Source organism: Nocardia mexicana NBRC 108244 (assembly GCF_001613165.1).
In the GTDB taxonomy this organism is placed as follows: Bacteria; Actinomycetota; Actinomycetes; order Mycobacteriales; family Mycobacteriaceae; genus Nocardia; species Nocardia mexicana.
The window spans coordinates 80,007-98,512 of the sequence record NZ_BDBV01000066.1 but is presented as its reverse complement, the minus strand read 5'-3'; the positions used below and the strand labels follow the sequence as shown (position 1 = coordinate 98,512).

General features: G+C 70.0%; 17 protein-coding genes. 14 read left to right on the top strand and 3 right to left on the bottom strand.

Going from position 1 to position 18,506, the window contains the following annotated elements:
* Positions 1-52: 52 nt before the first annotated feature.
* The 13 genes from pabB (at position 53) to NM1_RS25660 (ending at position 15,073) form a co-directional block, all read left to right on the top strand.
* Positions 53-2,170 carry an aminodeoxychorismate synthase component I gene (pabB, locus tag NM1_RS25720; protein WP_068024898.1) on the top strand — a complete coding sequence of 706 codons (2,118 nt, stop codon included), beginning with the start codon at positions 53-55 and terminating at the stop codon, positions 2,168-2,170.
* Entirely contained in the window at positions 2,167-3,126 is a 960-nt protein-coding gene (locus tag NM1_RS25715) for a UbiA family prenyltransferase (protein WP_068024895.1), read from the top strand. The genes pabB and NM1_RS25715 overlap by 4 nt, the downstream gene beginning before the upstream one ends.
* 6 nt (positions 3,127-3,132) lie before the next feature.
* Entirely contained in the window at positions 3,133-4,764 is a 1,632-nt protein-coding gene (locus tag NM1_RS25710) for a class I adenylate-forming enzyme family protein (RefSeq protein ID WP_068024892.1), read from the top strand.
* Positions 4,765-4,798: 34 nt separating this feature from the next.
* The gene (locus tag NM1_RS43115; RefSeq protein ID WP_068024889.1) at positions 4,799-5,587 is read left to right on the top strand and encodes a transmembrane-type terpene cyclase; all 789 of its coding nucleotides are present in this window, start codon (positions 4,799-4,801) and stop codon (positions 5,585-5,587) included.
* Entirely contained in the window at positions 5,584-6,573 is a 990-nt protein-coding gene (gene mvk, locus NM1_RS43110; protein ID WP_068024886.1) for a mevalonate kinase, read from the top strand. Before NM1_RS43115 ends, mvk begins: the two co-directional genes overlap by 4 nt.
* A complete protein-coding gene (gene mvaD, locus NM1_RS25695) occupies positions 6,570-7,589 on the top strand; it encodes a diphosphomevalonate decarboxylase (RefSeq protein ID WP_068024883.1) in 1,020 nt (339 codons plus the stop codon). The genes mvk and mvaD overlap by 4 nt, the downstream gene beginning before the upstream one ends.
* Positions 7,590-7,711: 122 nt before the next feature.
* Positions 7,712-8,845: a phosphomevalonate kinase gene (locus tag NM1_RS25690; RefSeq protein ID WP_068024880.1), complete on the top strand. Its 1,134-nt coding sequence runs from the start codon at positions 7,712-7,714 to the stop codon at positions 8,843-8,845.
* Positions 8,829-9,923 carry a type 2 isopentenyl-diphosphate Delta-isomerase gene (gene fni / locus NM1_RS25685; protein WP_068024877.1) on the top strand — a complete coding sequence of 365 codons (1,095 nt, stop codon included), beginning with the start codon at positions 8,829-8,831 and terminating at the stop codon, positions 9,921-9,923. Before NM1_RS25690 ends, fni begins: the two co-directional genes overlap by 17 nt.
* Before the next feature lie 28 nt (positions 9,924-9,951).
* The gene (locus NM1_RS25680; RefSeq protein WP_068024874.1) at positions 9,952-11,016 is read left to right on the top strand and encodes a hydroxymethylglutaryl-coenzyme A reductase family protein; all 1,065 of its coding nucleotides are present in this window, start codon (positions 9,952-9,954) and stop codon (positions 11,014-11,016) included.
* A complete protein-coding gene (locus tag NM1_RS25675) occupies positions 11,016-12,185 on the top strand; it encodes a hydroxymethylglutaryl-CoA synthase (RefSeq protein WP_068024872.1) in 1,170 nt (389 codons plus the stop codon). The genes NM1_RS25680 and NM1_RS25675 overlap by 1 nt, the downstream gene beginning before the upstream one ends.
* A 125-nt stretch (positions 12,186-12,310) precedes the next feature.
* A complete protein-coding gene (locus NM1_RS25670) occupies positions 12,311-13,006 on the top strand; it encodes a TetR/AcrR family transcriptional regulator (RefSeq protein ID WP_211339414.1) in 696 nt (231 codons plus the stop codon).
* Between the two features lie 25 nt (positions 13,007-13,031).
* Entirely contained in the window at positions 13,032-14,621 is a 1,590-nt protein-coding gene (locus NM1_RS25665) for an FAD-dependent monooxygenase (RefSeq protein WP_068024866.1), read from the top strand.
* Positions 14,618-15,073, top strand: coding sequence for a nuclear transport factor 2 family protein (locus NM1_RS25660; protein ID WP_068024864.1), 456 nt, complete (start codon positions 14,618-14,620; stop codon positions 15,071-15,073). Before NM1_RS25665 ends, NM1_RS25660 begins: the two co-directional genes overlap by 4 nt.
* Before the next feature lie 16 nt (positions 15,074-15,089).
* Here the strand turns inward: NM1_RS25660 and NM1_RS25655 are convergent, their stop codons facing one another.
* Positions 15,090-15,974 (bottom strand): alpha/beta fold hydrolase, encoded by an 885-nt coding sequence (locus NM1_RS25655; RefSeq protein WP_068024861.1) that lies wholly within the window; start codon positions 15,972-15,974, stop codon positions 15,090-15,092.
* A 65-nt stretch (positions 15,975-16,039) separates the two neighbouring features.
* On the opposite strand from NM1_RS25655, the gene NM1_RS25650 reads away from it, so the two are divergent.
* Positions 16,040-16,639 carry a TetR/AcrR family transcriptional regulator gene (locus NM1_RS25650; protein WP_068024858.1) on the top strand — a complete coding sequence of 200 codons (600 nt, stop codon included), beginning with the start codon at positions 16,040-16,042 and terminating at the stop codon, positions 16,637-16,639.
* Positions 16,640-16,887: 248 nt separating this feature from the next.
* On the opposite strand, the gene NM1_RS25645 is transcribed toward NM1_RS25650, so the two are convergent.
* Together NM1_RS25645 and NM1_RS25640 are read right to left on the bottom strand one after the other, a co-directional pair.
* Positions 16,888-17,190 (bottom strand): hypothetical protein, encoded by a 303-nt coding sequence (locus NM1_RS25645; protein ID WP_307719334.1) that lies wholly within the window; start codon positions 17,188-17,190, stop codon positions 16,888-16,890.
* A gap of 267 nt (positions 17,191-17,457) precedes the next feature.
* A complete protein-coding gene (locus NM1_RS25640; protein ID WP_068024984.1) occupies positions 17,458-18,303 on the bottom strand; it encodes a class I SAM-dependent methyltransferase in 846 nt (281 codons plus the stop codon).
* Between the last annotated feature and the right edge of the window lie 203 nt (positions 18,304-18,506).

The following is an 18,506-nucleotide window of genomic DNA, read 5'->3' as shown; positions in this document are numbered from 1 at the left end:
GACCCTGCTCGACCCACGCATGGACCTGCCTGATCGCGAAAGGCCTTCGCCGATGCGGACATTGCTGATCGACAACTACGACTCCTACACCTACAACCTCTTCCAGCTGCTCGCCCTGGTGAACGGCGAGCCGCCGGTGGTGCTCACACACGATTTGGTGCCGTCGGGGCAGCTGGACCTGAGCGAGTTCGACAACGTCGTCATCTCGCCGGGGCCGGGCCACCCGGGCAATCCGGGCGATTTCGGCATCGGTTCCGCGGTGGTCGCCGACGCCGGTGTGCCGGTGCTCGGCGTCTGCCTCGGCCATCAGGGCATCGCCCTGTCCTGCGGCGCGCAGGTCGAGCATGCGCCGCGGGCGCGCCACGGCCACCTGACCCGGGTCGCGCACGACGGCGACGGGCTGTTCCGGAACATCCCGCAGGGCTTCACCGCGGTGCGCTACCACTCGCTGTGCGTCACCGAGCCGCTGCCGCCGCACCTGGAGGCCACGGCGTGGGCCGAGGACGGCGTCAATATGGGCCTGCGCCACCGGGATCGGCCGTTGTTCGGCGTGCAGTTCCACCCGGAATCCATCGAGACCCGCTTCGGCCGCGAGCTGCTGGCCAACTTCCGGGACCTGTCGGCCGAGTACCGGTCGCGGCCCAACGGCAGGCCGGTCGCGGTGGGCGCCGGAAACGGCAGCGCGCCGACGGTCGCCGCCCACCGCTATCGCCTGCACGTGCGCAAGCTGGCCGGGGAGGTGGACACCGAGGCGGTGTTCACCGAGCTGTTCGGCGGCTCCCGCCGGTCGTTCTGGCTCGACAGCTCGCATGTGGAACCCGGGCTGGCCCGATTCAGTTTCCTCGGTGACGATTCCGGGCCGCTGGCCGAATTCGTGGCCTACCGGGTCGGCGACGGCGAGGTGCGGATCTCCGACCGGCACGGCGGCCGGCACGTGGCGGGCAACGTCGCCGACTACCTCGAGCGCGAGCTGCGGAATCGGCAGATCGACGCTCCCGCACTGCCTTTCGACTTCTCCGGCGGCTACGTGGGGTACTTCGGGTACGAACTGCGCGGCGACTTCGGCCAGCGCGGCCGCTACCGGTCCCCGCAGCCGGATGCCTGCTGGCAGTTCGCCGATCGCATGGTGGTCGTCGACCACGAGGCGGGCGAGACCTACCTGCTGTGCCTGGGCGACGGCAGCGACGAGGTCGAATCGGCCGCGGCCGACTGGCTGGCGGCCACCGAGCAGGCGCTGGCCTGCGCGCCCGTCGCGACCGCCGCGGAGCGGACGGGCGGCGCGACGGTCGACCCCGCCCTGGTCGAACGGCGGCTGGTGCGCCCGCGCGGGCAGTACCTGCGCGATATCGAGATCTGCAAGCAGCGACTGCTCGACGGCGAGAGCTACGAGATCTGCCTGACCAACCAGCTGAAGTTTCCGAAGGCCGCGTCGGGCCTGGATTTCTACCGGCAGTTGCGCCGCAACAATCCGGCCCCGTACGCGGCCTATCTCAACTTCGCCGACTTCGAGGTCGCCTGCTCGTCTCCGGAGCGGTACCTGAAGATCGACGGCAACGGTGTCGTCGAGGCGAAACCGATCAAGGGGACCGCACCGCGCGCCGCGACGGCCGACGCCGACGAACGCAACCGGCTCGAGCTGGCGCACAGCAGCAAGACCCGCGCCGAGAACCTGATGATCGTCGACCTGCTGCGCAACGACCTCGGCCGGGTCTGCGAGATCGGCAGTGTGACCGTGCCCCGGCTCATGGCCGTCGAAACGTATTCGACGGTGCACCAGCTGGTTTCGACGATCCGCGGGCGGCTGCGCACGGGCACGAGTGCGCTGGACTGTATTCGGGCGTCGTTCCCGGGCGGCTCGATGACCGGTGCGCCGAAGCTGCGCACGATGGAGATCATCGACTCGCTCGAACACGAGGCGCGCGGGATCTACTCGGGCACAATCGGATTCCTGGCCTGCAACGGCACCGCCGATCTCAATATCGTCATCCGGACCGGCGTGCTCGCCGACGGCGAGTGGACCGTCGGCGTGGGCGGCGCCATCGTCCTGGACTCCGATCCGGACGAGGAATATCGGGAAATGCTGCTCAAGGCCAACGCGCTGGTCCACGCGCACCGCGCCTCGGCGGCGGGTGAGCGGCCGTCGCTGACCGGAAGCGGGCGGTCCTCATGAGCGCCACGCAGGTCCGCTCCACCGGCGACCGGATCACCGGATTGTTCTGGCTGTCCAAGCTTTTCATGTACCAGAACTACTTCGGATGGCTGCTGGCCTGGCTGCTGCTCACGCCCGCGGCCGCGACCCGGCCGGGCGCCACCGCCGCGATCCTGCTGTTCCTGCTGGGCACGGTCGGCATCGTCACCTGCACCGTCGCGCTCGACGACCTGGTCGGCTACCGCAACGGCAGCGATGGCCGGAACTACAGCAGCAGCGGGAAACTGCGCGATCCGCGGATGAAGCCGCTGCTGTCGGGACTGGTCACCGAGGCGGAAGCCACCGCCTACGTGGTCTTCGCCGCATGCTTGGCCGTGGTGGCCGGGCTCGGTGCGTTCCAGGCGCTGGACTGGGACGTCCCGCTCGCCGCCTACCTGCTGTACTTCGTGGGAGGGCTTGCGAGCGTGCAGTATTCGGCCGGGCTGCGGTTCAGCTACCACCTCGGGGGAGCGGAGACGCTGCTGTGCGCCGGGACCGCCGCCGGGCTGCTCGCGCCGTACCTCGCGATCGAGCAGCGCTGGAGCGCGCCCGCGGTGCTGGTGGCGCTGCTGCTCGGGCTGTGGCTGGTGATGGTGAGCAGCTACTCCAATGTCAACGATGCGGACGGTGACCGCCGCGTCGGGCGGCGCACGCTCGCGGCCGCGGCCCCGCCGGTGGTCGTCAAGACGGCGATGGTGGCGTTCTTCGCGATCTCGGTGGTGCTGATCGGGCTGCTCGTCGGCCTCGGCGGGTGGCCCTGGTGGACGGCGCTGACGGCGGCGCCCGTGGTCGTCGTGCACGCGCGCCAGCTGGTGGTCGGCCCGCTCGGCGGCCAGTGGTTGCGGGCCCGGCGGCTCGGGATCGTCGCCTACAACCTCGGCTTCGCCGGATTACTCATTCCCGCAGTCCATCTCGGTATCACACAGGGAAGGTTCTGATTTCCGATGACGCACGCACCCACCGCCAGGTCCCGGCGTTCTCCGCACCACCTCGGCTTGATCTTCGAGTGGAGCGCCGAACGTTCCGGCCGCACCGTGATGCGGCTGGACCGCCCACTGGACACCGCCCCCGGCGGCGGGACCAGCCTCGACGTCGAGGCGCTGGCCGCCGAGGTCAGCGCGCTCGCCGCGGCCCTGCACGCGGCCGGGGCGCGGCACGGCGACCGGGTGGTGATCGTGAAGGACAACCACTACGACATCACACTGCTGGCCGCGGCGGCGGCACGGTTCGGTGCGCTGCCGGTGCTGCTGTCGGCCGGTATCGCGGTGTCGTCGATCCGGGCGATGATCGAGCGCGTCCGCCCCGCGCTCGTCGTGGCGGGCACGACGGTGCTCGCCCGCGCGGCCGCCGAGGGGATCGACCTGACCGCCGGTGTCAGCCGCGTCGTCGCGGTCGGCGCCGGCGGTGAGAGTGTGCCGGAGCGCGCGGTGCCGCTGTCCGAACTCCGTGGGGCGCCGGACGTTCCGGTGCGCATCTCCGCGCCCGACGAGCCCATGGTCGTCACGCACACCTCGGGCACCACCGGGGTGCCGAAACTCGTGGTGAATTCGTCCTATACCGCGCTCGGTGCGCTGCCGTACCGGCTCGAATCCGCGCCGGTGCCGTTCATCGCGCCCAATGCCCGCGACGTGGTCGCGGTATCGCTGCCGTTCGCGCACGTGCGGACGATGTCGTGGACGCAGGCGCAGCTGACCCGGGGCCCGCGCGAGATCGTGGTGGTCACCGACACCTCGATTCCCAACGCGGAGAGCATGTTCGAGCGGTTTCCGGCGACCTCGATCGAATCGGTGCCGAACGTCTTCCAGCGCTGGGAGCCGCTCGCCGACCGGCGGCCGGAGCTGTTCGCCCAGGTGCGGCGGTACGCGACCACCTTCGACGCGATCCACCCGCGCACGGTCCGCAAGTTCCTCGGTGCCTCGCGACGCCGGTTCCCGGTCTGGGCGTGGGGATTGTGCCAGTCCGAGGTCGGCGGCGTCTTCGCCAATATCTGCACCCGGCGCACGGTTCGCGAGGGAGCGGGCGGGAGCCGGGAGCTGAACATCGGCTGGCCGACGCTGGTCGGGGTGCGCGTCGTGGACCCCGACACGGGCCGGTCCGCGCGCCGCGGCGATCCCGGGATCGTCATGGTGAAGACCCCGATCCGTTGCCTGGACTATCTGGGCGAATCCGATCGGCATCAGGCCAAGATGACCGGAAAGTGGTGGAACACCGGCGATCTCGGCGTCCGTGAGGGATTCGGCCGGTACCGGCTGATCGACCGTGAGGTCGACATGATCCCCGGAATGAGCTGTATCGAACTGGAGAGCACCCTGCTCGACCGGCTCGACCGCACCTCCGAGGTGATCGTGCTGGCCGTCCCCGGCGCGCTGCCGCTGCCGGTGCTGTGCGTCGACGGCGAGCCGCCGTCCGAGGCCGAATGGCGGGCCGCGACAACGGGTCTGCCGGAACTGGACCGGCCGCGGATCGTGCCCTGGGAGGACCTGCCCCGCACCGCGACCTGGAAGGTCCGCCGCCAACTGCTGCGGGAGCGCCTGGTCGGCACCGACGCCGGACTGGGCACCGGCCGCTGGACCTGACATCCGCGCACGCACGAACCGGGAGTGACCCGAGATGTTCCTACCGCCACCGATTTTCGGCAATGAGCAGGCCAAACGCATCGCCCTCGACGGGGTGGACCTGCCGGACTGGTACTACTACGCGCTGATCTGCACCATCGGAGCACTGTGGCTGACCGCCTATGTGTTCGCCATCCACCGCGCGCGCATCGATCGCTGGTGCGCGATCCCGCCGCTCGCGGTCGCCATCAACTTCGGCTGGGAGTTCAACTACACCTTCGTGCTCTATCAGGCCGAATGGCAGCGGCCGTTCAATCTCGCCTGGCTGCTGCTGGACGTGTTCCTGATGACGCACGTGCTCAAATACGGCGCAAAGGACCATCCCGCGCTGGGGCAGAAGAGGTTCCGGTTGGTCGTGGCGTTCGCGACGGTGTTCGCCGCGATCATGCTGGGCTCGATCACGCTGGACATCGGCGACTTCTACGGCGCCTACACGGGTCTGGTCGCGAACTGCTTCATGAGCCCGGCCTTCCTGATGCTGCTGTACCGGCGCAAGTCGTCGATCGGGCAGTCGATGTACGTGGCCTTCTTCAAGGGCGCCGGCACGCTGGTCGGCTCGGTGATGTCGATCTCGCTGTACCCGCACAGCCACATCATCTGGGTGATGGGCTGTTTCGTGCTCGTGCTGGATGTGCTCTACGGCGTGCTGCTGTACCGGCAGATCCGCGCCGAGGGCGGGTCGCCGTGGTCGGTGAGCCGCCCGACACCGCCGGAGCCCGCGCCGAGCGCGCTGGGTGCGGAGGCGGCCTTCGTGCCCGCGCGGGTCGCGGAGGGTGCGCGATGACGCGGGAGCAGGAGCGGCGGCTGGGATCCGGCCGGGCGCACGCGAAGGTCATCGTGTTCGGCGAGCACGCGGTGGTGTACGGCGCTCCCGCGATCGCGGCGCCGGTGCCGGAGCTGGCGGTGCATGTCAGCGCGACCCGGTCGCCGAGCGAGAGCGGGTGCCGGGTGACCTTCTCCGAGGTGGAGCCGGGCGCCGGGACGTCGGCGCTGCGGGAACCGGCCGACGCCGGACTGCAGACGCTGGTGTCGAATACCTTGCGCGCCTTCGGGATCGGCGACTGCGGGATCGACCTGGTCGTCGACTGCCCGATACCGCCGGCTCGCGGACTGGGTTCGAGTGCGGCGTGCGGGCGGGCGGTCGCGGTCGCGCTGGCCGATCTGTTCGATCGCGAGCTGGATGCGCAGACCGGGTTCGACCTGGTGCAATCCGCCGAACGGGTGGCGCACGGCACGCCGAGCGGGGTGGACACCGCCGCGACGGCGTCGACGGTACCGATCCTGTTCCGCGACGGCGTGGCCGCGCCGTTGTCGATCGGCCCGGAGACGGTCTTCGTCGTCGCCGACAGCGGGACCTCCAGCAGCACAAAGGATTCCGTGTCCCGGCTGCGGCGCCGCTTCGAGCGGGAACCGGCGGAGCAGCGTCGCTTCGTTACCGCGATCACGGATATCACGCGGTCGGCGCTGACCGATATCGAGTGCGGCGATGTCCGGGGCCTGGGCACGAAGATGACCGAAAACCACTGGCTGCTGGGCGATCTGGGGCTCAGCACCGCACATCTCGACCATCTCGTGCAGGTGGCGCTGCAGGCCGGCGCGTGCGGCGCGAAGGTCACCGGCGGCGGCTCCGGAGGGTGCCTGCTCGCCGTGGCGGAGGGCCCCGAGCGGGCCGCGGAGGTCGCCGTGCGGCTGGGCCGCGGCGGAGCCGTCGCCACCTGGACGATGTCGCACGCCAGCCGTTCGATGGAGTACCGAGGGAGCCGGATATGACCCCGATCGTGACCGAGAACCAGTGGGTCACCGCGGTGGCGCACCCCAATATCGCGCTGATCAAGTACTGGGGTAAGCGGGACGAGAAACTGGTCCTGCCGACCACCGACAGCCTCTCGATGACCCTCGACATCTACCCGACCACCACCACGGTGCGGCCGCTGTCGGATGCCGACGCCGATGTCGTATTCCTCGACGGCGTTCCGGCCGAAGGCGCTGTGCGCGAACGGATCACCGGATTCCTCGATCTGGTCCGCGCGGCGAGCGGCCGCACCGAACGGGTCTGCGTCGGCACCCGCAACACGGTGCCGACCGGCGCGGGGCTGGCCTCGTCGGCCGCCGGATTCGCCGCGCTCGCCACCGCCGCGGCGCGGGTCTTCGACCTCGAGCTGGACGCGGCGGCGCTGTCGCGGCTGGCGCGCCGCGGCTCGGGCTCGGCCAGCCGATCGATCTTCGGCGGCTTCGCCCGCTGGCGGGCCGGGAGCGGGAACGGCGATGCGGCCGACCGGGCGTCCTACGCCGAGCCGGTCGACGGCGGCGCCCTGGATCCGGCGCTCGTGGTGGCGGTGGTGGAGGACGGCCCGAAGTCCGTGTCGAGCCGGGAAGCCATGCGGCACACGGTGGCGACCTCGCCGCTGTACTGGGGGTGGGCCATGTCCAGCACCTCCGATATCGCCGATATGTGCCAGGCCATCGACCGCGGCGACCTGGTCGCGGTGGGGGAGATCGCCGAGCGCAATGCGCTGGGCATGCACGCGACCATGCTCGCGGCCCGCCCGGCGGTGCGCTACCTCTCGCCCGCTTCGCTGACCGTCATGGACCGGGTGATCGAGCTGCGCCGCAGCGGAATTCCGGCATACATCACCGCCGATGCCGGACCGAACGTCAAGGTACTGTGCGCCCGCCGCGACGCCGAACGGGTAGCCGCGGCCCTGAACCTGCTGCCCTGCACCCGATCCGTCGTCACCGCCCACCCCGGGCCCGGTGCGCGGGTGATGGCGGGGAGACGGCGATGATCCCGCGCTCGGGTGAAGGCGGGGAGACCGTGAGTACACGCCGGAGTGCGGGTGGGGAGTCTGCGATCATGCGGCCGAGTGAGGGTGGAGCGATGGCGAGGACCTGCCCGGGTGAGGGTGGGGTGACGGCGTTTGCGCGCCCGGGTGATGGTGGAGAGAAGGCGACGATTACACGCCGGGCGCCCGGAAAGTTGTTCATCGCAGGGGAATTCGCGGTTGTGGAGCCGGGGCAGGCCGCCGTGCTGGTCGCCGTGGACCGGTACGTGACGGCGACCGCCACCGCGGGCCCGGGTTCCGATGTCTGCATCGTTTCCGATATGGCCGCGGGCGCACGGCGATTCGAGCGCACCGGCACGACCCTGTCGGGGGATTCCAGCGGGGTGCGGCACGCGGTCTCGGCCATCGAGACCGTCGAACAGTGGGTCGCCGAGTTCGGGCAGCGGCCCGCGGCGGTGGAGGTGCGGATCGACAGCGCCCTGCACGACGGCGGCGTCAAGTACGGGCTGGGCTCCAGCGCCGCCGTCACAGTGGCTGTGGCCGCGGCGGTCTCGGCATTCCACGGCATGCGGCTGTCGGCGGGGGAGCTGTTCCGGCTGGCGATGATCGCGACGGTCCGGATCGATGCGCGCTCGTCGGGCGCGGACCTGGCCGCGAGCGCCTTCGGCGGCTGGATCGCCTACCGCTCGCCCGATCGCGCGCAGATCCGCACCCTGGTCGGGCGCGACGGCGTCGGCGCCGCACTGCGCGCGCGATGGCCGGGACTGGCGGTGCGGCGGCTGCCCGCCCCGGCCGGTGCCGACCTGCTCGTCGGCTGGACGGGTACGCCCGCCCTCACCGCCGATCGCATCGCCGCGCTCGACACCAGGAACTGGTGGCGCACAGCCGGATACGCGCGCTTCGCTCGGAACAGCGACGAATGCGTCCGGGGGGTCGCGGCGGCGCTGCGCGGCGAGCATCCCGACGAACTACTGCGGCAGATCCATCGCGCGCGGCGCCTGCTGACCGGGCTGGACACCGCGACCGGCCTGGGCATCTTCACCGAACGGCTGGCGGCACTGTGCGCCGCCGCGGAGACGGCGGGCGGCGCCGCCAAACCCTCCGGGGCCGGGGGCGGTGACTGCGGGATCGCCCTGCTCGGCACCGGCGACCCGGACCGCCGGACCGAACTGACCGACCGCTGGCGGGCGGCCGACATTCGACCGCTGCCGCTCGCCGTTGCCTACCCGGAAGGAACACCCGTTGATCAGCAATCGTAAGGACGATCATGTGCGGCTCGCCGCCGAGCAGCGGCGGCAGCCGGAACAGCCGAACGAATTCGACGATGTGCGCCTGGTCCACCACGCGCTGACGGGCATCGACCGCCGCGAGGTCGACCTGACCACCACGGTCGCCGGAATGCGCTGGCGGGTACCGATTTACATCAACGCCATGACCGGCGGCAGCGCGGCGACCGGGCGGCTCAACCGCGAACTCGCCGTCGCCGCCCGCGAGACCGGCGTCGCGATCGCCACCGGCTCGCAGAGCGCCTTCCTCGCCGACTCCTCGACCGCCGACACGTTTCGCGTTGTGCGCCGGGAGAATCCGGACGGATTCGTGCTGGCGAACATCAACGCCACCATCGGACTCGACGACGCACGCCGCGCGGTGGACCTGCTGGAGGCCGACGCGCTGCAGATTCACCTGAACTCCGTGCAGGAGACGGTGATGCCGGAGGGCGACCGGTCGTTCCGGGAGTGGGCGAGCGCGATCGAACGCATCGCGGGCGGCGTCTCGGTCCCGGTGATCGTGAAGGAGGTGGGCTTCGGCCTCAGCCGCGAAACCGTCGCGCTGCTAAGCGATCTCGGGGTGGCCGCGGCCGATGTCGCGGGCCGTGGGGGCACCAACTTCGCCATGATCGAGAACGGCCGCCGCCCGGGTGGGGAGTACCGGTTTCTCGCCGACTGGGGGCAGTCCGCCCCGGCCTGCCTGCTCGACTCGGCCGGGCTCGGCGTGCCGCTGCTGGCCTCCGGCGGCGTGCGGCATCCCCTCGACGTGGTCCGCGGGCTCGCCTTGGGCGCGGTCGCGGTCGGGGTGTCCGGCCGGTTCCTCGCCACGCTGGTGGACCGGGGCCCGGCGGCACTCGTCGAGGACATCACCACCTGGGTCGACCAGCTGGCGGCCCTGATGACGACGCTGGGCGCCGCGACGCCCGCCGCACTGGCCGACTGCGATGTCGTCGTCCGCGGCGAGCTCGCGGCATTCTGCGCCGCCCGCGGGATCGCCGTCGGCGATCTCGCCACCCGCCGGGCGCGCACCGCGCCCGCGATCCGCACCACCCCCGCCGTGCCGGTGTGACGAGCGCACCGGCAGACGAGAGGACATCATGACTACTCCATCCGCGGCGAGCGTCCCCCTGAAATGGGTTGGGCCGATCCGGATTTCGGGCAATGTGGCCCGGACCGAGACAGCGGTTCCGCTCGCCACCTACGAGACCCCGCTGTGGCCGTCGGTCGGGCGCGGCGCGAAGGTATCGATGCTGTGCGAGGAGGGCATTCGCGCGACGCTGGTCGACGAGCGCATGACCCGCTCCATCCTGCTCGAGGCGCGCGACTCCGGTGCCGCGCTGGCCGCCGTGCGGCAGCTCGACGCCGAATTCGGCGAGCTGCAGGCGGCGGTCGAGGACAGCAGCCGGTTCGCCCGGCTGATCGGCATGCGGCACGAGATCGCGGCCAACCTGCTGTTCCTGCGCTTCGAATTCACCACCGGCGACGCGTCCGGCCACAATATGGCCACGTTGGCCGCGGACCGGCTGACGCGGCTCATCCTCGACCGCGTGCCCGGTGTGGCGTACGCGTCGATCTCGGGCAACTACTGCACCGACAAGAAGGCCACCGCGGTCAACGGCATCCTGGGCCGGGGCAAGAACGTGGTCACCGAACTGCTGATTCCCCGCGCGGTCGTCGAGGAGGTGCTGCGCACCACCGCGGCGCAGGTGGCGACGCTGAACCTGCGCAAGAATCTGGTCGGCACCCTGCTCGCGGGCGGAATCCGTTCCGCGAACGCGCATTACGCGAACATGCTGCTCGGGTTCTACCTCGCCACCGGCCAGGACGCCGCGAATATCGTCGAGGGTTCGCAGGGTGTCACGCTCGCCGAGGACCGCGACGGTGATCTCTACTTCTCCTGCACCCTGCCCAATCTCATCGTCGGCACCGTCGGCAACGGCAAGGGCCTGGACTTCGTGGAGGAGAACCTGGCGCGGCTGGGGTGCCGGGCCGAGCGGGAGCCGGGTGCCAATGCGCGGCGGCTGGCCGTGCTCGCCGCCGCCGCGGTGCTGTGCGGCGAGCTGTCTCTGCTCGCGGCGCAGACCAATCCCGGCGAACTTATGCACGCCCATGTGCGGCTGGAACGAGAACTGGTATCGCAAGACTCGGGGAGTGATCGGTGATGACCGAAACCTATGGAATCCACGACTTATCGTTCGCGACTTCGCATTACGTGCTGACCCACCAGGTGCTGGCCGACGAGACCGGGGTCGAGGTCGGCAAGTATCACCGCGGCATCGGCCAGGACGCCATGAGCATCGCCGCGCCCGACGAGGACATCGTGACGATGGCCGCCGCCGCGGCCCGGCCGATCATCGACCGGCACGGCCCCGACGACATCCGGACCGTGCTGCTGGCCACCGAGACCTCGATCGATCAGTCGAAATCGGCTGGGGTGTATGTGAGTTCGCTGCTCGGCCTGCCCGCCGCAACTCGCGCGGTGGAGCTGAAGCAGGCCTGCTACAGCGGCACGGCCGCGCTCCAATTCGCCCTGGCCCTGGTGCATCTGGACCCGTCGCAGCGGGTGCTGGTGATCACCACCGATATCGCCAAGTACGAGCTCGGCAGCGCGGGGGAGGCCACCCAGGGGGCCGCGGCGGTGGCGATGCTGGTGGGCGCGGATCCGGCGCTGCTGCGGATCGAGCGGCCGTCGGGCCTCTACACCGCCGACATCATGGACTTCTGGCGGCCCAACTACCGCACCGCCGCCCTCGTCGACGGCCAGGCCTCGATCACGGCCTACCTGCAGGCGGTCGAGGGCGCGTGGAAGGACTACACCGAGCGCGGCGGCCGCGACGTCCGGGAGTTCACGGCGTTCTGCTACCACCAGCCGTTCACCAAGATGGCCCACAAGGGGCACCGCCACCTGGCGACCTGCACGGGCCTGGAGGGTTCCGACGAGGAGCTGCGGGCCGCGGTCGTCCCGACCACGCACTACAACCGAGTCGTCGGCAACAGCTACACCGCGTCGATGTACCTCGGCCTGGCCTCCCTGCTCGACCACTCCGCCGACCTGACCGACGCCCCGATCGCCTTCTTCAGCTACGGCTCCGGCTGCGTAGCCGAATTCTTCGGCGGCACAGTAGTTCCGGGCTACCGCAACCACCTGCGCACCTCCGCCCACACCGCGACGCTCCAGCGCCGCCGGCCCATCGACTTCGCCCGCTACCGCGAACTCCACGACCGGGAGCTGCCGCGCGACGGCGGCGACCATGAGATCCCCCGCGAAACCGCGGCCCCGTACCGCTTGGCCGGACTCTCGCACCACCGCCGCATCTACGAGTCCAACTGAACGATTCGGGACTCGGCTGAGCGGGCCGCTGCCCTGGACCAGCGGTGCCGCGTGTCCGCCATGTCACAGCGAACATGTTCGTTACGACCTTGTTCGTAACGAACATGTTCGTTATGGTGGGTGGTGTGAGTGAGGAACCGAGAGTTGCCCGGAGCCGCCGGGAGCGGCCGGCCAAACCGGCGTTGACCCGTGCGGGCATCGTCGCGGCGGCGGTCGCGGTGATGGACGCCGAGGGTTTGGAGAAGGTCACCATGCGGCGGCTGGCCGCCGAGCTCGATACCGGCGCGGCCTCGCTGTACGTGTACTTCCGCAACGCGGCGGAGCTGCGCGCGGCGGTGCTCGACGAGCTGCTCGCTGCGGTGGATCTGAGTCCGGCTGCGGCCGAAGGCGATTGGGAGGATCGGCTGCGGCAGGTGCTCTGGTCGTACGTGCGGGTTCTGATGCGGTATCCGCCGCTGGCCGATTCGGCGCTGCTGACCAGGCCGTCCGGCGCCCGCTACCTGGATCTGGTGGAGGCCGTGCTGGCACTGCTGCGCGCGGGCGGCCTCGACGATCGGCGGGCGGCCTGGGCGGTGGATGTCCTGCTGCAGTTCGCCACCGCGACCGGAGCCGAGCAGGCGGCCCACGACGCGAACCCGGACGACGACGCCGAGCAGATCGCGCTCGCCGCCGCTGTCGACAGCGCGGACGCCGAACGCTACCCGCGCATCCGTGCGCTGGGTGCGGACCTGCTGTCCGGCCCCGGCGAAGTGCGCGGCGGGTGGGGTCTCTCGGTGCTGATCAACGGAATCCTCGCCACTCCGCGACCCGATCCGGAGTGACACGCGACGTGCGAAGGAGTGCACCATGAATAGCGAAAACATCGAAACCACACCGGTTCTCATCGTCGGCGGTAGCCTCGTCGGCCTGTCCGCGGCGGTGTTCCTGTCCTGGCAGGGCGTCCCGGTCGTGGTCGTGGAGAAGCATCGCGGCAGCTCGCTGCATCCGCGGGCAATCGGCTACACCACCCGCACGCTGGAGCATTTCCGGCAGACCGGGGTCGAGATTCCCAGCAGCTTGCAGGGCACCAAACCACCCCGGCGGGCTCGGGTGGAGAGCCTGACCGGCACCTGGTTCGAGGAATATCCGTGGACGCCCGGCGGCAAGGGCGGCGCGTACGGCGCCGAGGAGTCGCCGGTACACGCGACGGCCATCGCACAGGATCGGCTGGAACCCATTCTGCGAGAACGTGCTACCGCGCTGGGGGCGCAGCTGCGGCAGGGCACCGAACTCGTCGGCTTCACCCAGGACGCGGACGGCGTGACGGCGAACTTGCGTCGCCGCGAGGACGGCAGCGAATACCGTTTGCGCGCACAGTATCTGATCGCCGCCGACGGCGCGGACAGTCCGGTGCGCGCGGCGCTGGGCATCGACCGGCACGGCGAGGGCCTGCTGTCGGTGCAGCGCAGCATCCTGTTCCGGGCGCCGCTGGAGGAATATCTCGAGCACGGCGTCGTCCAATTCGAGATCCGGCAGCCGGATTTCGACGCCTTCCTCACCACCTACTCCGACGGCCGCTGGGTGCTGATGCTCAGCGACGACGTAGAACGCGACACCGAGGCGCAGCTCGCCGCGGTGCGGCGGGCGATCGGCCGCACCGACATCCCGATCGAGCTCGTCACCACGGGCCGGTGGGAACTCGCCGCCCGGATCGCGGACCGCTTCAGCGCGGGCCGGGTATTCCTGATGGGCGACGCGGCCCACCAATTGCCGCCCAACCGTGGGGGGTTCGGCGCCAACACCGGTATCGACGACGCGCACAACCTGGCCTGGAAGCTGGCCGCGGTGCTGTCCGGGCAGTCGGCACCGGCGCTGCTGGAAACCTACGACGCCGAACGCCGCCCGATCGCGGAACTGCGCCGAGAACAGCTTTTCGCTCGTGCCGACTACAAGGCCTACCTGCAGACGCCGAAGTCGGATGTGCCGGTGCTGGACGATGTTTCGATCGAACTGGGCCAGCTGTACCGCTCCGCCGCGGTACTGGGCGCCGGGCCGGAGCTGCCCGCCGCGCAGACACCGCAGCAGTGGGCGGGCGCACCCGGCACCCGCGCCCCGCACCTGTGGATCACGGTGGGCGACAAGGAATGCTCGACGCTCGACCTGTTCGAGCGCGGCTGGGTGCTGCTGTCGGAGGATGCCCGGTGGGCCGACGCCGCGACCAGCGCGAGCCGAACCCTCGATATCCCGGTGGAATTCGTGCGGATCGGGGTCGACGCCACCCCGGTCGACGGCTACGGCTTCGATACCGCCTACGGCCTTACCGGCACCGGCGCGAGCCTGGTCCGCCCCGACGGCTACATCGCCTGGCGTGCCGCCACAGCACCCGACGACCCGGCTCCGGCCTTGACCGACGCCCTCGCCCACGTCGCCGCACCCGCCGGCCGGGGTATCCGATGACCGAGACACTGTCGCTCGAGCAGCGCGTGGCCCTGCTGGAAGACCGCGCGGCGATCGAGGCGCTCACCACGCGCTACGCCCACGCCGTCAACCACGGCTACGGCGCGAAAACCCTCGACATCGCCGCGATCGGCGAGCTGTTCGCCCCCGACGCGCGATGGCACAGCGACGGGATCGGCACCACCGTCGGCGCTGACGCGATCGCCGCCGCGCTGCCCGCGGCGACCGCGCATGTCGAGTTCGCGATGCACGCCTTCCTCAACCCGACCATCACCCTCGACGGTGACACCGCCACCGGGTCGTGGCTGTTCTGGATCGCCTCGGTCATCGCCGCCGATCCCCGCGCGGTCTACATGAGCGCCGACCTCACCTACACCCGCACCAGCCACGGCTGGCGAATACAAACCATCGACATCCACCCCGGAATCCGCCTCCCCGCACCGACCCGGTAACAAGCCTCGCCCGGTGTCAGGTCGGCGAGTCGGTTCGCCGGAGGTGTTCGAGGACGAGGCTGCGGACAGGTTCGACGTCGGCCAGGAGGCCGTGCCCCGCACCGGGGAGAATCACCGTGTGGGCCCCGGCACGCCGCGCGACCTCCGCGGCTGCCTCCGAATCGTGCACCTGGCTCGCCCCGGCCAGGGCGACGAGGGTCGGGACCGGCAGGTGTGTCAGCCCGTCCGGCAGGTAGGGATGAACGATCGGCGAGGCCGGGAAGTGTGCGGCTCCGTGAGCGAGCATGTCGAGGTATGCCTCCACATCCGCCGGCCCGCTGCCGGGTCCGCCCGGTGCCAGCATCGCGCGGGCATCCTCGAAGGTCGGGTGCGGGTCGCGGTTGCGGCCGAACTCCTCGAACTCGGGGCTGAGCCCGGTGAAGACCAGCGGCGGATCGAGCAGGACCAGCCGCTGCACCCGTTCGGGATGGGCGAGCGCGAACCGGAGCGCGAGATGCCCGCCCAGCGACTGGCCGCACAGATCGGCGGCGGGTAGCCCGAGCAGATCGAAGGTTTCCGCGAGCCAGTCGACGAGATCGTCCATGCTGGTCAAGGCGGCGCCGGTGTGTCGACTGCGGCCCGGCTCGCCGATGGTGTCCACGGCCCGCACGTGATGCTCCTCGGCCAGCGAACCCACTACCGGATACCACATTCCGGCCGTCCCGCCGTATCCGTGGAGCAGGACCAGCGACCGCGCGGTGGTCGGACCCGCGGACGTGACTCGTGTCGTTCCGTACCGACCCGGAAGATCTACCGTCTCGGTCGGTACCGGCCAATATGACATCACCGCGTCGTAGGCCGCGAAAAATGCCGTCTCCAGCTCGGGGGAGGCGAATGCGGGCTTCCGTTGCTGACTGGTCATTCTCGCCACTCCTTTCCAAGTCAACTGTATTATGTCAGCTGTATGGAAAAAGGAAAGGGGTTCGCGTGCCGAAACAGGTCGACCACCGGGAACGCCGCGAAACCATCGCGCGCGCACTGTGGCGGGTGGTGGAGCAGCAGGGCTGGAGCCGGGCGACGATGCGCGAGGTCGCCAGCGCGGCGGACGTCTCCCTCGGGCAGGTCCAGCACTATTTCGCTTCTCGCACAGCGATGCTCGAATTCGCGATGGAGTTCGCTGCCGAACAGACCTCGCAACGCATCACCCAGGGCCTCGACCGACTCGACTCACCTCCGCACCCCCGAGACGCACTGCGCGTGACCCTCCTGGAGATGCTCCCCCTGCACGCGGACGCCCGCGCCACCAGCCGAATGAGTGCCGCCTATGTGCTCGAGGCACTGCACGACCCAGAGCTGCACGAACGGGCCCGCCTCGGACTCCGGAACGGCAGAGCACTGACCGAACGCCTGATCCGGCAGGCGATCACCGAAGGCCACATCCCGGCGGACCGCGATCCGGTCATAGAGACGAACCTCCTGCTCGCGCTGACCGGCTTCACCCCACTTCTCGACCTCGACGTCATCACCCCCGCCGCCGCCGCGGCCGCCATCGACTACTACCTCGACAGACTCTTCGCCGGCACATAGCAACGTCCCAGCCAGTGAGGTGGGGACTGCCGACTCGAGCTTGCCGGCCGGATGGAGGAATCGGGTCCAGTTGGCCGGAGCGGTATCGCGCCGGGTGCCGCCGTGCGTCGGGCTCGTCGGCATCCGCGCCCCGATCGGCCACGCCCTCGGAGCGCGCGGGTCGCGGCATTATGGTGCGTTCAACCTGCACGCAGCATCAGATAGTCAAGGAAGTGCGACTCCCCATCAGAGATTGGGTGGTCGATCGGTCAGCGTTGGGGGGTCAGCGTGATTGCGCCGATCACCACTCCACCGAAATACGCCGGGCCCTCGTACCCGCCGTGTCCGTCGCTGATCATTACGACTCGGTGGCCGGGAAACAGGTCTACGTAACCACCGTCGGGCGTCGAATGAATTGGGTAACGCCCTATCAAGACCAGGTCCCCGCCCTCGACGCGCGCGTCGCGTTGCAAGAGCACAATGCCAGACGACCACGTCGTGGACGTGTAGGCGCCGGGTTCGACGTCGGCGAACGCTTGACCGGCCGTGCCAAAGAGCGTGGTGACACCCACGGCCACAGCGATCGCAGCAGTCCGGACTATCGCTGGTCTGGCGCGAAGGGACATCGTCAACTCCTGTCGCCTCGGGTTGTCAACTCTACGCCTGATCTGATCACAACACGGCCGAGCGACCCCGGACCCGTTGATCTTCCGTGGGCCGGGCGCTGGCCGCTTCGAATAGCCGCAACGCGGCATTTGCGGATGCTTCGTCTGACTGTGGTCACCGTCATCGCCTGGCTCTCGCGGAGGGGTGAGAGTTGCCGGTCTTGTCCTGCTCGTTCAGGTGACTCGTGCGGCGACCAGGGTCTCGAAGGTATAGGGGCGCAGGTCATCGGTACGGCCGGTGAAGTACCGCTGCTGGAGGTCTGCACGTGTGGGATGGTCTACGACCTTCAGCCCGCACCGGCTGGTCAGCCTCTCGATCTCGGGTACCGGCCAGCCGGGCTGAAGGGGTTCGCCGACGGAAGCCGCGATCGGTGTGTAGATACGGGCGAATTCCGTCCCGACGTCGTCGAGCGCACAGTCCTCGGCCCGGTAGGAGAACACCACCTCGGACCCGGGAGCAGCCGCCGCGATCGTGCGCAACGTCGACTCGATCGCCTGTGCGGTCAGATAGGGGGCGACGCCCGTCCAGCAGAACATGGCCGGCTGTGTCCAGTCGAACCCGGCCGGGCCCAGTGCATCGTGAACCGGTTCGGTCTCGAAATCAGCCGGCACGAATACCTGCGAGTCGCCCAGCGGCAGGCCGAGCTGCCTGGCCCGCTCGAGCTTCCAGGCCTGGGAGGCGGGGTGATCGACCTCGAACACCGTCAGCGAGTCGAGCAGATCCGGCCGCCGCCACGCGAACGAGTCGAGCCCCGCGCCGAGGATCACGTACTGCGTGAAGGCGCCAGCAGTCAGCCGGTCCTCGGCGTACCGGCTGCGGGTGCAGACAGCCGCGCGGGATTCGCGACGGACATGGTCGGGGAACAGTGGATCGAACTGGTCTCGCAGTTGCTGCCATACCGGGCCGACGAGCACCAGGGCCAGCACATCGTCGAGTACCCACGGCGACGCCGTCTCCAGGCGAAACAATCCACGTGACACGGCCGCGAACATCGCCGTCCTGCTCGGCGCGCTTTCCATGCATTCCTCCTCGCGGGCCAGAACCCGGAATGCCGACCACACTCGCCCACTTCACAGGATGCGCCTGAAGCGCTCTGACGGCCATACCCAGATCTCTCAGAGTATCGCTGGACGAATGCCCTAGTGCGGCAACGAATTAGTACGGACGAACATCCGGCATTCGGCAGACGCGGACGTTCGCGAGGTCACCTGCGGGCCGCAGC

Coding starts and splice junctions, on each gene's coding strand:
- NM1_RS43115 (WP_068024889.1), top strand. CDS start 4,799: ATGTTCCTACCGCCACCGATTTTCGGCAATGAGCAGGCCAAACGCATC.
- NM1_RS25675 (WP_068024872.1), top strand. CDS start 11,016: ATGACCGAAACCTATGGAATCCACGACTTATCGTTCGCGACTTCGCAT.
- NM1_RS25660 (WP_068024864.1), top strand. CDS start 14,618: ATGACCGAGACACTGTCGCTCGAGCAGCGCGTGGCCCTGCTGGAAGAC.
- NM1_RS25640 (WP_068024984.1), bottom strand. CDS start 18,303: ATGGAAAGCGCGCCGAGCAGGACGGCGATGTTCGCGGCCGTGTCACGT.
- NM1_RS25715 (WP_068024895.1), top strand. CDS start 2,167: ATGAGCGCCACGCAGGTCCGCTCCACCGGCGACCGGATCACCGGATTG.
- NM1_RS25710 (WP_068024892.1), top strand. CDS start 3,133: ATGACGCACGCACCCACCGCCAGGTCCCGGCGTTCTCCGCACCACCTC.
- NM1_RS25680 (WP_068024874.1), top strand. CDS start 9,952: ATGACTACTCCATCCGCGGCGAGCGTCCCCCTGAAATGGGTTGGGCCG.
- pabB (WP_068024898.1), top strand. CDS start 53: ATGCGGACATTGCTGATCGACAACTACGACTCCTACACCTACAACCTC.
- mvk (WP_068024886.1), top strand. CDS start 5,584: ATGACGCGGGAGCAGGAGCGGCGGCTGGGATCCGGCCGGGCGCACGCG.
- NM1_RS25665 (WP_068024866.1), top strand. CDS start 13,032: ATGAATAGCGAAAACATCGAAACCACACCGGTTCTCATCGTCGGCGGT.
- mvaD (WP_068024883.1), top strand. CDS start 6,570: ATGACCCCGATCGTGACCGAGAACCAGTGGGTCACCGCGGTGGCGCAC.
- NM1_RS25655 (WP_068024861.1), bottom strand. CDS start 15,974: ATGACCAGTCAGCAACGGAAGCCCGCATTCGCCTCCCCCGAGCTGGAG.